This window comes from Pseudobacillus sp. 179-B 2D1 NHS (assembly GCF_045370945.1).
Taxonomy (GTDB): Bacteria; Bacillota; Bacilli; order Bacillales; family Domibacillaceae; genus Pseudobacillus.
The window spans coordinates 37,418-50,869 of the sequence record NZ_JBIQDP010000003.1 but is presented as its reverse complement, the minus strand read 5'-3'; the positions used below and the strand labels follow the sequence as shown (position 1 = coordinate 50,869).

The window sequence follows — 13,452 nt, the reverse complement described above, 5'->3', positions numbered from 1 at the left end:
TGAAACTATTTGTCTTTCTTTTACGTTATTATTAAACAGGTAAACAAAAAATTCAGGAGGAACGAATAAGATGAAGACGTGGAAAAAGGTATTGGCCCTCGGCCTCTCTGCTGTTATGGTTTTTCCAGCAGCAGCTGGGGCATCCGTACATAATCAAGAAGTAAAGGTGTTCCAGCAGGTTTCTGAACAGACACCTGTTACTGCGGCTGCTTCTGAAAAAAATAAAGAAGCGTATAAAGCATTAAAAGAAATGAATGAGCTAGTTGATACGAACACACTAGTCATTAAATATACTAAGCCGCTTAACAGAGCCATCCATAAGAAAGCGGGAACCGTGCTGGTCCGCTCGCTGCCGAAGCTTGGCTATGATATTGTCCATGTGCCGAAATCCAAAAAAGTAAGTGATGCGATGAAGGTATACCGACAGCAAAAAGGGATTTCTTCTATTACTCCCAGCGTGAAATATAAACAATTTGCGACTGCACAAAGTGATCCGAAAAAAAGTAAAATGTACCACTTGCCATTGCTAAATATTGATAAGGCATTAAAGCTTTCCGGCAAACACAAGGTAACTGTAGCAGTGGTCGATGGTGGAGTAGATTACAAGCATCCAGATTTGCAGGGACAGCTGCTGCCGCCGTATAACGCAGCAGACCCAGCGAACAACCCAGTTCGTGATTTGCACGGAACCCATGTGGCAGGGATTATTGCTTCTAAAGCAAACAATGGCATTGGCGGCCATGGTGTAAATCCGAATGCCAAAATTTTACCTATAGATGTATTTAACGGCAAGATGTCAGCGAATGACTTTACGATCGCCGAAGGAATTCTATACGCTGTAGCAAAAGGGGCAGACGTTATTAATCTGAGTCTTGGCGGCTTTGCTTCCTCACCGCTCGTGGAAGAAGCGATCCGTGAGGCGATTGACAGCGGAGCGGTAGTAGTGGCAGCTGCCGGGAATGAATCAACAGATATTTATTCTTATCCGGCTTCTTACCCTGGTGTAATCAGTGTCGGAAATATTGACCGCAATAAGAGATTATCTGATAGTTCGAATTTCGGTCCTTCTGTTGATGTAGTGGCTCCAGGAGAAGATATCTACAGTACGGCTTATGAAAAAGACGGCAAAGGATCGAGCTTTGCTATGCTAACCGGCACCTCTATGGCAGCTCCAATGGTTGCTGGTGTTGTCTCTTTATTGAAGTCCAAGCATCCCGAACTGTCTGCTTATGATATTGAAAATATTTTGGAAAGAACAGCGACAGACCTGGGGGCAAAAGGCTATGATACAACCTATGCTAATGGATTGGTTAACCCGCTGGCTGCACTGTCCTATGACATCAAAAAGCTGCCAAAGAAGCAGGTCCTGACCAGTGAAACTCTCAGTCGCTCTGCAAAGCCGTTAACAGCAGGCAAGAACATGATGAAGGGGCAGCTAAAAACACCTGGTGAAACACACTGGTTTAAAATGAACTTAAATGAAAATGAACATGTCCAAACCGTATTAGAGGCAAGCCGCGATTATGATTATGGAATGGATTTTTACTTTGTTCCTGAAGGAGCCGAGACAGACGAAGGCATGCTCACGGAATATAATAAAGGCCGTGCTGGAGAAAAGGAAGGCTACTTATTTAAGGCTGAAGAAAAAGGAACGCTCTTTATTGGCATAAAAGATGTGAATGGCAGTTACAGTACAGCTGGTTTATCGTCTTACACATTCACAGCTGAAAAGATCAGCGGATTGAAAGCAGATCCTGACACGTCTGATCAACCAATAGTTATCAAATCACTTCCTTACAAAAAAGGGGATTTCACCTTATTCCCGGAAGAGGAAGGAATGCCTGACCATGATCATTACACCATCGAGGTCGATGAAGCAAAAGTGCTTTCTGTTTCCTTATCTGCTTTGCCAGGGGTAAACTCTGCCATGAGTCTTTCTATGATAACCGAGGAAGAGGAAGAAGAAGGCAACACGACAACAGTAGAAGAGATTGCTGAGGCTGATGATCGCGGCATGAGCGAGGGAGAAGTACTTTCTTTTAAAGCGGTGCCAGGAGTTAAATACCAGCTCACCGTAACAAATGAATCATTTGGCGATGCCGGGGGCATAGGGTCTCTTCTTGATTTACTTATGATGAACCCGGGAGCCTTTCAATTTGATGAATATGCAGCGTCTGCTTATCCTTATGAATTAAAAGTGGAAGAAAAGCAACTGCCGGAAGATGAAGATGGTCTGCCATTTAAAGAAGATTTAGAAACAGCGCTTGAAAAGGGGGAAATAGCCCCTGCAAAATACGCGCAAACAAAAGCTGCTGAAGCGATAGATGGCACGCTTGATGAAGAGCCGACAGAAGAAATGGAAGGCGAAATGACAAAAGCCATTTTGTCTAATGCCATACCGTACAAACTCGGAAATACAAAATCCGGTTATTTTCAACTAGAAGGGGATGAAGATTACTATTCTTTCACCCCTGCAGAGAACGGCATCTATGAGTTTGATGTTCAAAAAGGATCAAGCCAGCTGCCAGTTGCTACTGTTTTGCAATATGATAAAGAAACGAACGAACTGATTCCGATTTCAGGCGGTGAAGAGGATCTTCTCAGCCTGATTATGAGTCTGCTTGGCGGCGCAAAAAATAATAAAATGACGATGGCTCTTAAAAAGGGAGAAACCTACATTCTGCGTTTGGCAAATGAAACGTACAATATTTCTGCAGACCCATACACGATCCGTTCCAAGAAGCTGGCTCATACGCCACAGGGAACTGGACAGAATGAGAACACCCCTGAAAACGCAAAAATGCTTAAGCCAGGAACAGCATTTAAGAATTACTTTATTTATCCAGGGGATACTGGCTTTTATTACTTTAAAAATAGTGGTAAACAGGCAGTCTATCGTTTAAATATTGATCAAGGAAAATTAACAGCAGCTGAAAAAGCAGCGATTCCTTATGATCTTCGTCAACCGGCTATTTTCACTGGCGCACTCATCGAAGATACGAACGGTGACAAGGTATTAGACGAAGAAGAGCAGCTGAAGTCTATCCCATTTGGCCCTAACTTGCTTGAGTTGTCATTTGAAACAAAAGCAAACCTTTCCTTTATGGCAAAAGAAGACACGGGGTATTTCCTTGCAGTCAGTTCATTCCTTTCCATGAAGCCGAGTCTCCAGCCGTATGAAATAAAGTTGGCTGATATGAAAGATGCACTAAAAGATGGCGATGGCAAGGTGGTAAACCATGTACCTCAAAAGCCGATTTCTTTAAAGAAGATGAATGGACATCTTGGGATAAATGGGTATATGAACGCCGGTGTTCCGTTTGGTGATATCGATCACTTCGTCTTAAATGTAACAAAAGATAGAACGTTTTCTCTTGCGTTAGAAATGGAAGATGGGCTGGACGGAAAAATTGAAATTTATAACGCCAAGGGTGTGCTCGTTCAAAGCTTTGATCATTACGGAAGCGGCGATGAAGAATTGGCTGTCATCCAATTGAAAAAAGGAAAGTACTTTATCGAAATTAGCGAAACAGAAGGCCGCGCTTCTGCACAGCCGTACAAACTGACAGTAAAGTAAGAAAGACTTGAGTAGAGGAAAAACACAAAGCGGTTCGATTGATAAGCTGCTTTGTGTTTTTTTTATAGGTCTTCATCCATTCACTTATTTAATTTTAACTTTTGGAGAGCCATTATAATGGTAATGTAATCGGGGTCGGCCAGGCCGGCTTCGCAGCAGGTTATTACTCAAGAAAATCAAAGGTAATTTTGGTACAAGAAGTCAAGATAGTATTTTCAGATGGGAGTGTGGCCTCTTTTGAAAATGTTATCTAGGCTATGGGGATTTACATCTTCTTATGAATGAATTCCAATAGCCCCGAGTAGGGAGTCGATTCATTAGCGGGGATAAGCCTAATAAGCGGCCTGTATTTTATTGGCAAGCAGACCCTTTTCTTCTAGAGGAGAAGGGTCTGCTTGGCATAGGGACGTGACCAATGCAGGGAGACGCCTTAATAATGAATACCGTTTTCCTGTTAATCTCCAGTCTTTTTTCTGCTATTGATAGTTTGACAGATTACCAGTAGAAATAAAAAAACAGAGCGAAATTTCGCTCTGTTAAATAAAATTATGACAATACACCCATTAACATAAATTTCAATCGTTCGGTTTTTGTTAGTTGCTCTAGCTGTTTCTTCTGTATGGCTGTATAATCGGCCGGCGTAATAAAACGATCTTGCTTAGCGATGAGTTTCTCGGGATGGGCTACAACCTTTTCGCCAGCTTTTAAGCCGCTCTTAATTTCTTGAAGGCCGTCCACAAGAAGCCCTTTTTGCACGGCTCTTTTTTCAATTTGCCCTTTTGTATTTAAGACAAATACATAAGAGTGATTGCCGGTTTTCATCAAGGTAGAAGCAGGGACGGTTACAGCTTGTAAAGCTTCCTTTGTGACGACTGTAACATTTGCTTTCATACCCGGCAACAGCTGATCAGCCGCTTCTTTCATATTGCTTTTATCAAGCTGAGCGGTGAATGGATATAAGCTCTTTCTTTTCACAGACGGTTCCTGCTCTGGAAACTTTTCGATGCTTGAAATTTCACCTTGAAAGGTAACTGGAAGGGGATCGACAGAGGCATGGATCATTAATCCTTCCTTTACTTTATTCATTTGCTGTTCGTCAAAGACACCTTGAACAGCCGCTTCGGGAGAGCGGATAGTGATAATCGGATTATCGAGACGAGCATTTAGATTTTTAACAACGCCTTCTTTTTCACTTTTGACGACTAAGTTGTTCTTTTTAGATTCAGTCTGTGAAATTAAGGAATCATATTTACGAATTTCTTCTTCTAATTTCAGTTTTTCTGTTTCTTGATCAATAATGTCTTTTTCAACGGTTACTTTGGCAGCACTGTCTTTCTTATCGTCTTTCTCGTCATCTTTCTTATCATCTGCTACCCTTTCTTCCCTTTCTATCTTATCTAAAATCATATTCAATTTAGATATTTGTCCATCAATTAATTGAACTTGCTTCTCTGTTTGTTTCTTTTCTGCCTCTAATTCTTCTATTTCTTGCTCAAGTTTGGATGATGAATATTCAAATAGCGGTGTGCCTGCATCGACCTGTTGGCCTTTTTCTACGAGGAACCTTAAAAATGTTCCTTCATTTTTATCGAAATAAATCGGATATTCATCTGCTGGAATGATCACACCTGTTGTTTGGAAGGATTCAACCACGTCATCTTTTGCCGATTGATTCCATTCTGTCAGCCATTGTGACCGGTCAGCTTTGCTGTCTTCTTTAAAGGTTAAATACAAGTTGCCGGCAATGATCAGCACACTTGCTGTCAGCCAGACGGATTTCTTTATTCTTTTCATATGCCCCGCCGCCTCCTTCTCTCTTAAAATAAGCGGTCAACATGGATGGAAGTGAACAAAGTAGAAAAAAGCCAGATTGCAAGGGTAACTGCTAAAATCAGTAAAAGAACAAAACGCGGGCTTTTCTCTGAACTTTGTTTTAAAAACTTATATTGCAGGCTGATGGCCCAGATTTGAAACAGAGTAATAAAGCTAAAAAAGCTTGTTATTAACTCGTTTTTTGATGCATATTGAGCGAGTACGCCGAGTGAAAAAGGAGAAGAATCTCTCGGAATAGCAAGCGTGATATTTAATAGAATTAATAAGCAAAACTCAATTAAATAAATGACATAGACAAATGATTGCAAGACAAGTAACTTACGAAAATCTACTTCTAAAAAAGTCCAAAATAAAAGCGCAGGCAAGAACAAGATAATTAGTGGATAAAGAAAGCCCCAAATGGTACTTCCAATAGTGAACCACATTTTCTGTCCCTGGATTTCCGCGTTGTTCGTGTCCGCCAAATAGGCAGAGACTGATTCAGATTGAATGCCCAACAGGCCGCTTAAAAAGTACAAGGCTGTACTGATGATGATTAATAAAGAAATGCGGCTCCATAATCCTTTCATTTGTTCCGCATGGTCCAGCTGATAGAAACGATCACTCGGACGAAACAGCCCTTTAATTAGCTGCACACGATAAATCATCTAAAATCCTCCAATGAAGTAATGTAAATTGACATCTTTTTTTATTATATACAACTCCCTCTGTTCATACCAATATAATCTAACAGAATTTGATAAAAAGCGAGTTATTTTGAAGGGGCAATAATGGAGGGGAAATGTAGAATAATGTAACAAATAAAACAGTGGCTTTTAAAATAGTGATAGATTAAGCAGCTGCTTTTTCAGCTGAAATATGACAAAAAGCTTAATAGATAGAGGTTAATGGCGATTTTTGCGAAAAGGAAAATGTGTCAGAAAATTATAACGTTTGAAATGTGCGTGTAAAGAAACAAACATGCTAGTGTAATAGTCTCGTTATAATTCCATGATAGAATGAGGCACATGTTACAGAAAAACAAGGGGGTCTTTCATTCGTGAGAAAAGCTATTATGTCTTTGGTTCTTGCTTGCGTACTATTCAGCACATCTGCTGTAGAAGCAGCTTCAGTGAGTCACACAGTACAAAGAGGAGATACCTTATGGAGCATTGCACGAGAGTATAAGACGACTGTTAATCAATTAAAACAATGGAACAATTTAAAATCAGAAAACATCAAAGTTGGCCAAAAATTGGTCCTTCAAAATACAACTAAGAAAGCTGACGCTAAGCCGGCAGCAAGCAAACCACAGGCCGTCAAAGCCGCCAAGGTACTGACTGTGAGATCAACAGCTTATACGGCTTCATGCAAAGGCTGTTCAGGTGTTACAGCAACAGGCATCAACTTAAAGAAAAACCCAAATGCAAAAGTCATTGCCGTCGATCCAAAAGTTATCCCGCTTGGGACGAAAGTATACGTAGAGGGATACGGCCAAGCCGTTGCTGGTGATAAAGGCGGCGCCATTAAAGGAAACAAAATCGACGTTCATGTTCCGAATAAAACACAAGCAAAGCGTTGGGGAGTACGGACAGTAAAAGTACAGATTTTGAAATAAATAGATTGTAAGAAAAAAAGAAATCCACTTTATGGGTTTCTTTTTTTTATCTAAGGCCTGTTGAAGGTTGTTTGTTCAATAGCTGATTAGAGCGGAAAGGTCCGCCTGAAGCGAAAATCAACAACCAAATACCACAGTGATTTTATCCAACAAGAGAAAAAACATGTTCTAGGGCTTGCAGGAATTGTCTTATTTATTTCATCGAAGTTACAAGTATGCATAAAGTATCTTTTTGTAACAAGAACGTTATATAAAGCGGGAAAGCGTAATGGCTTCTTAAAATCATTACATGCTTTGGCGTGATACAATGAATTTCGTCAGCGGGTCATCGGGTGATTGACCGAACTGTTTATATAAATAAAAATTGTTTATTGCCATTAGTAGTGCCACTGGACACTTTACTTTTTAAAAAAGCTTCTTGCAGGCGGTTGTTTCTTATTTTCCCTTTTAATTGGAAACCTAAACTGGGAAGTTACCGCGTGCTAGAACAATCAGGAGGTTTTTCTATCATGAAAAAACAAATTATCGCACTTGCAGCTACTACAGTGATCGGCGGAGGTCTTTTCGGAACAGCTGCATCAGCACAAACATATACAGTAAAAAATGGAGATACATTATGGGGCATTTCTCAAAAAAATAATACAACTGTTCAACAATTAAAATCTTCTAATAACTTATCATCTGATTTAATTTTTCCTAATCAAAGATTGGAAGTAGGCGGCAGCGCTGCTCCAAAAGCTTCTGCAGCGTCCAATGGAAACGGTACATACACTGTTCAACCTGGAGACACACTAGCCAAAATCGCTTCTAGAAATGGACTATCTGTACAATCTTTAAAAGCGATCAATGGCTTGTCCTCTGATAGAATTTATGCAGGTGACAAACTTTCTCTTTCCGGACAGGTAAAAGGAGTATCGACTTCTAGACCAGCAGCAACTAAAGCAGCTGCAGAGCCGGCAGCGGCTCAACAAGCACCACAAAGCGGTAAAACTATTTCTGTTTCAGCCACAGCCTATACAGCAAAATGTGCTGGCTGCTCAGGCGTTACAGCAACAGGCATTAACTTAAATGCGAATCCAAATGCAAAAGTCATTGCGGTTGATCCTAACGTAATCCCGCTAGGATCAAAAGTACATGTTGAAGGATACGGTACAGCTGTCGCTGGTGATACTGGCGGAGCGATTAAAGGAAATCGCATCGATATCCATGTGCCAACGGAGTCTCAAGCTGTTAACTGGGGCCGCCGTACAGTAAATGTAACAATCCTAAATTAAAAAAAGATCCATCCAACCGAGCTTGACTAAATAATTTTTCTGAGCTAGAAAGCCGATCGGGTATAAAAGAAAAGGGCCGGCTGCTAAATACTTTTAGCAGCCGGCTTTTTTGTTTATTTTTTTAACGCATTTAAAACAGCACTGGCTAGTATATCGGCGCCAATTTGAATGGCACGCGGGTCAAAGGACATTTTGGGATGGTGCAGCCCGGGTTTTAAGTCAGCTCCAATTCCCATCATAGATGCTTTTATCTTTGGGCGCTTAATGGTGTAAAAATGAAAATCATCACTTCCCGATGTGATAAGTGGATCTGCCAGCATTTCCCGGCCTCCATAGTCAAGAATACTTTGACGAAGCAATTCTTCCGCTTCTGTGTCTACTTCTGCTCCCGGGGTAAAGTCGAGCCACTCTGTCTCAATTTTCACCTCGAAAAGATGGCTTAGCTGATGAATTTTCTTTTCAATTATTTTCTGCATGTCCAACAAGACTGAGTTTTTCTGAGCGCGCACATCAAGCCCAAATTTCGCAGTACCAGGAATAATATTCAAGCTTTGGCCTCCGGCTTCCACATAGGTCATTTTGACAGAATACGGTTCAAAAGGGGAGAAATGAACTAACTTTAGCTGTTCGTTTATAACAGAAATAATGTCAATTGCATTTGTTCCCTGATGAGGTCGAGCACCGTGTGCATCATCTCCTATTATTTTTCCGGTTAAAAAAGTGACGGCGCCATGATGAACAGAAGGGGTGACTTTGCCGAAGGGCAGTTCTTCAATAGGACGTAAATGGATGCCAAACAAATAATCCACATCATCAACAATGCCCTTTTCAACCATTTTTAAGGCGCCGCTGCCGGTTTCTTCGGCAGGCTGAAAAATAAAGCGGACTGTGCCGTTTGTTACTTGATTTTTTAATTGCAGAATGGTGCCGATAACGATAGACATATGAGCGTCATGGCCGCATGAATGATTCGCCTGGAAGATACCATCAACTTCCTGCCAGAGCGCATCTATATCTGCACGGACGGCAACGATGGGTTTTCCGTTTCCGAGTTCAGCAATCAAGCCCGTACAATCGTCAAACAGGGAGACAAAGATTCCTTCTTTCTTTAGCAATTCGGTGATATACGCCGTTGTTTCTGTTTCTTTCCAGCTGATTTCCGGGTGTGTATGCAGATGCTGAAAAATATTCATCAACTGGCTGTCTGTCTTTTTCACGAACGATCCTCCTTTCTTATTTTATTGTCGCTCGAGAGACGGTTAATTCTTCTAATGCAGATTCATTGATCACAAGTCCAAGGCCTGGTTTATTGTTCAAGTGAACAAAAGGCACTTCGTACGTGAGGTCGCCAATGTCCTTGCTAAATAGCAGCGGGCCAGTTAATTCTGTACTTGTAATATTTTTTCTTGAAATCGCAGCGTGGTAGCCGGCTGCTGATCCAATCGATGATTCGACCATGGAGCCGATTTGGCAGTCAATTCCAGCGTATTCAGCCGCTTTTGCTATGTGGACCGCTGGAAAGATGCCGCCGCATTTCATTAGTTTGATATTAATCTTATCAACGGCGTCTTTTTTAATCATCTCTATTAGTTGTTCGCCATTTTGAATAGATTCATCCGCCATGAGTGGAATGGTGCATTGCCGCTTGATGTGTGCTAGCCCCTCAATGTCGCCGAGACGGATCGGCTGTTCAATCCAGGCAAGCTGCAAAGGCTCAAGCTGCTTCATCGCCTGAATAGCCACCGCATACGTATGCCAACCTTGATTGACATCTACCCGGATTGGAATGTTCCATCCGACTGCTTCTCGGACTGCCTGAATTCGCTTAACATCCATTTGTCTATCCATGCCGACTTTCAGCTTTAATGATTGAAAACCGGCTTCAATGGCTGCCCGCGCTTTGTCTGCCATTACTTCCGGCTCTTCGATACTTAATACTTTTGGATAAGTCAATTTTTTATGACTTTTTCCGCCGAGCAAATCGTACACAGGTAATCCAGCCGCCTTACCCATTAAATCGTAGCAAGCAATGTCAATTGCTGCTTTTGCAGCCGGGTTGGCAGTGATCGCTTGATTCATCTTATGATGGATATGCTCGATTTGGAAGGGATGTTCCCCCAGCACCACTGGCAAAAGAACATGGCGCAGAATTTCAATGCAGCTGTAAAAGCTTTCGCCCGTTACATGTTCATCGGGCACTGCTTCACCCCAGCCGATGAGCCCATTATCAGTTTCTAATTTAACAATGATAGACGGCATATGGTGAAAGGTAGCGTAAGAAATAATGAAAGGTGTTTTTAGCGGCAAATGAATGCCGAAAATTTCTGCTTTTGTAATATTCATTCTTGCTCTCTCCTTTGTATGTATATATATCAGTATAAGTGAAAAAATTGATTGAGAAGAGACTTTCCAAGACAGCATGCTTTCATATCCGCAGTATTTAAATTTTTTCTTCATATAAAAAGAGTCGAGCAGAGAAGTGAGCCTGCTTATCTTGGTCGATATTTACAAAACCAGCTTTCGTTGTTATCTTACTGAGCATTCGGCTTTAAAGAAGTTTTCTCTCTTTTGCTGATTTTGTCAAAAAGCTAATTTGCTGTGAAACTTTTTTCCTGATCATTCGTAAGTAAATTATAAGCAATCGTAAAAAGGGGAGACATATATGACGAATGCAATGAAATGGGTAACGGGCGGCATGGAAGCCTTTCTGGGCATTCCTGTTATCGGTGGTTTTTTTATTATGGGACATGCCTGGGCGCCGCTCGGTTTCATGGCCATCCTGCATATCATCACTTTACTTATTGCCTTAAATGCCGGCAGAAGTTTAACAGGTAGCATTCTCGGTATTATTACTTCTGTTATTGGCTGGATTCCATTTGTAGGGATGATCATGCACTGGATTACCGCGCTTGTTCTTATCACAAATGCCTTCAGAGGAAAGTAACGAGTGTGGAATGGACAAGTAATAAAAAAAGAGACAAAGCGAGACAAAGTGGGACAACTGTCTCACTTTGTCTCTTTTTTTATTTGCGAAAGACTGTTTCTATGCGCTTTGAAGCTTGGCATAGCATTTGCAATAAGTAATAGGAGAAAGCAAATGATAGGAGGCTGTTAACCATGGAAGTGCTGCAGAACAAAGGAGTTACATTGACGCAAGATAAGGCCCGATGGATGTATCAGAAGATGCTAGAGATTCGCCAGTTCGAGGATAAAGTCCATGAATTGTTTGCGCAAGGAATTTTACCGGGTTTCGTTCATTTGTATGCCGGTGAGGAAGCAGTGGCGGTCGGTGTCTGCGCTCATCTAGATGATAAAGACACAATTACGAGCACTCATCGCGGGCATGGCCATTGTATTGCAAAGGGCTGCGACCTCGATGGCATGATGGCTGAAATATACGGAAAAGCAACAGGATTGTGCAAGGGAAAAGGCGGATCGATGCATATCGCTGATTTAAATAAAGGGATGCTCGGGGCAAACGGCATTGTTGGCGGAGGGTTCCCGCTTGCATGCGGTGCTGCTTTAACAGCGAAATATAAAAAGACAGACAGGGTCAGTGTCTGTTTCTTTGGGGACGGGGCGAATAACCATGGGACGTTCCACGAAGGAATCAATTTGGCGGCGATTTGGAAGCTTCCTGTTGTTTTTATTGCTGAAAATAACGGTTATGCGGAGGCAACGCCATTCGAATATGCATCGAGCTGCCAAACGATTGCAGACCGAGCAACTGCCTATGGCATTCCGGGAGTTCGTGTGGATGGAAAAGATGTCCTTGCCGTTTACCAGGCGGCTGAAGAAGCGATACAAAGAGCTCGCCGTGGAGAAGGGCCAACGCTAATTGAATGTATGACTTATCGTAATTATGGACATTTCGAGGGAGATGCCCAAACATACAAGGCAGAACAAGAGAAGAAAGAGCATAAGCAGGAGAAGGATGCCATTATTCAATTTAAAAAGCATTTATTAACCCGACAAATTTTAGGTGAAAACGAGTTAGCCTCCCTTGAAGAATCCGTTGAGAAAGCGATTCAACGAGCCGTGCAATTTAGTGAGGAAAGCCCATATCCGGAAGCATCCGAGTTACTGACAGATGTTTATGTATCCTATTAACTTTTTAAATAAGGAGAGATCAATATGGCGAGATCAATAAGCATGTCGGAAGCAATTAATGAAGCAATCACACTAGCAATGAGGAAAGATGAGAATGTCATTTTAATGGGGGAGGATGTTGCTGGAGGAGCAGAAGTGGATCATTTGCAGGATGAAGACGCATGGGGCGGTGTGCTCGGTGTTACAAAAGGGCTCGTCCAGGAGTTTGGAAGGGAACGGATTTTAGATACGCCGATCGCCGAAGCAGGCTATATGGGTGCGGCGATGGCAGCCGCTTCTACAGGGCTGCGGCCGATTGCTGAGCTGATGTTTAATGATTTTATCGGCAGCTGTCTCGACGAAGTATTAAATCAGGGGGCAAAATTCCGCTATATGTTTGGCGGAAAAGCGCAGGTTCCTGTGACAGTGCGTACGATGCATGGAGCAGGCTTTCGTGCAGCTGCTCAACACTCGCAAAGCCTGTATGCGCTATTCACGAGCGTTCCTGGGTTGAAAGTGGTTGTCCCTTCTACCCCTTATGATGCGAAGGGGTTGCTGCTTGCGGCCATTGAAGACAATGACCCCGTCATCTTCTTCGAGGACAAAACCCTTTATAACGTGACCGGAGAAGTGCCGGAAGAGTATTACACCCTTCCAATTGGAAAAGCAGATATCAAGCGGGCAGGTTCTGATTTGACCATTGTCGGTATTGGAAAGCAAGTGAATACCGCTTTGGAAGCTGCTGATCGTCTTGCCAGCCAGGGAATAGAAGTAGAAGTAGTAGACCCGCGCAGCTTATCGCCATTAGATGAAGAAACCATTCTTTCTTCTGTTGCAAAAACGAATCGCCTCGTTATTATTGATGAAGCGAACCCGCGCTGCAACGTAGCGACGGACATTGCAGCAATGGTTGCGGATAAAGGGTTTGATGCGCTGGATGCACCAATTAAACGCATAACTGCACCGCATACACCAGTCCCATTTTCTCCTCCTTTAGAAGATATATATCTTCCTACGCCTGAGAAAGTGATAAAGGTTGTTTCGGAACTTTTAGGAGAAGCTTCTCTCAGCGTATAAGCAAA

General features: G+C 42.2%; 10 protein-coding genes. 6 read left to right on the top strand and 4 right to left on the bottom strand.

Annotated elements, in window-relative coordinates; all coding sequences use genetic code 11:
* Positions 1 to 70: 70 nt before the first annotated feature.
* Entirely contained in the window at positions 71 to 3,577 is a 3,507-nt protein-coding gene (locus ACH0BF_RS04070) for a S8 family peptidase (protein WP_120035025.1), read from the top strand.
* A gap of 546 nt (positions 3,578 to 4,123) precedes the next feature.
* Here the strand turns inward: ACH0BF_RS04070 and ACH0BF_RS04065 are convergent.
* Both ACH0BF_RS04065 and ACH0BF_RS04060 read right to left on the bottom strand, forming a co-directional pair.
* Positions 4,124 to 5,371: an efflux RND transporter periplasmic adaptor subunit gene (locus ACH0BF_RS04065; RefSeq protein WP_406908899.1), complete on the bottom strand. Its 1,248-nt coding sequence runs from the start codon at positions 5,369 to 5,371 to the stop codon at positions 4,124 to 4,126.
* A gap of 23 nt (positions 5,372 to 5,394) precedes the next feature.
* Positions 5,395 to 6,057, bottom strand: a complete 663-nt coding sequence (locus ACH0BF_RS04060; RefSeq protein ID WP_340852163.1) for a hypothetical protein — start codon at positions 6,055 to 6,057, stop codon at positions 5,395 to 5,397.
* A gap of 392 nt (positions 6,058 to 6,449) precedes the next feature.
* On the opposite strand from ACH0BF_RS04060, the gene ACH0BF_RS04055 reads away from it, so the two are divergent.
* Both ACH0BF_RS04055 and ACH0BF_RS04050 read left to right on the top strand, forming a co-directional pair.
* Positions 6,450 to 7,007, top strand: coding sequence for a 3D domain-containing protein (locus ACH0BF_RS04055; protein ID WP_120035018.1), 558 nt, complete (start codon positions 6,450 to 6,452; stop codon positions 7,005 to 7,007).
* Positions 7,008 to 7,516: 509 nt separating this feature from the next.
* Complete coding sequence (locus ACH0BF_RS04050; protein WP_120035015.1) at positions 7,517 to 8,281, top strand: 3D domain-containing protein; 765 nt, start codon at positions 7,517 to 7,519, stop codon at positions 8,279 to 8,281.
* A 113-nt stretch (positions 8,282 to 8,394) separates the two neighbouring features.
* Here the strand turns inward: ACH0BF_RS04050 and ACH0BF_RS04045 are convergent, their stop codons facing one another.
* Together ACH0BF_RS04045 and ACH0BF_RS04040 are read right to left on the bottom strand one after the other, a co-directional pair.
* Complete coding sequence (locus tag ACH0BF_RS04045; protein ID WP_340856326.1) at positions 8,395 to 9,474, bottom strand: M20 peptidase aminoacylase family protein; 1,080 nt, start codon at positions 9,472 to 9,474, stop codon at positions 8,395 to 8,397.
* A gap of 40 nt (positions 9,475 to 9,514) precedes the next feature.
* Positions 9,515 to 10,624, bottom strand: coding sequence for a mandelate racemase/muconate lactonizing enzyme family protein (locus tag ACH0BF_RS04040; protein WP_340852167.1), 1,110 nt, complete (start codon positions 10,622 to 10,624; stop codon positions 9,515 to 9,517).
* A 319-nt stretch (positions 10,625 to 10,943) separates the two neighbouring features.
* Between ACH0BF_RS04040 and ACH0BF_RS04035 the strand changes: the two genes are divergently transcribed.
* The 3 genes from ACH0BF_RS04035 (at position 10,944) to ACH0BF_RS04025 (ending at position 13,447) form a co-directional block, all read left to right on the top strand.
* Positions 10,944 to 11,225 carry a hypothetical protein gene (locus tag ACH0BF_RS04035; protein ID WP_120035013.1) on the top strand — a complete coding sequence of 94 codons (282 nt, stop codon included), beginning with the start codon at positions 10,944 to 10,946 and terminating at the stop codon, positions 11,223 to 11,225.
* Between the two features lie 173 nt (positions 11,226 to 11,398).
* Positions 11,399 to 12,391 carry a thiamine pyrophosphate-dependent dehydrogenase E1 component subunit alpha gene (locus ACH0BF_RS04030; RefSeq protein WP_340852169.1) on the top strand — a complete coding sequence of 331 codons (993 nt, stop codon included), beginning with the start codon at positions 11,399 to 11,401 and terminating at the stop codon, positions 12,389 to 12,391.
* A 24-nt stretch (positions 12,392 to 12,415) separates the two neighbouring features.
* Entirely contained in the window at positions 12,416 to 13,447 is a 1,032-nt protein-coding gene (locus ACH0BF_RS04025; protein ID WP_120035009.1) for an alpha-ketoacid dehydrogenase subunit beta, read from the top strand.
* Positions 13,448 to 13,452 lie beyond the last annotated feature (5 nt).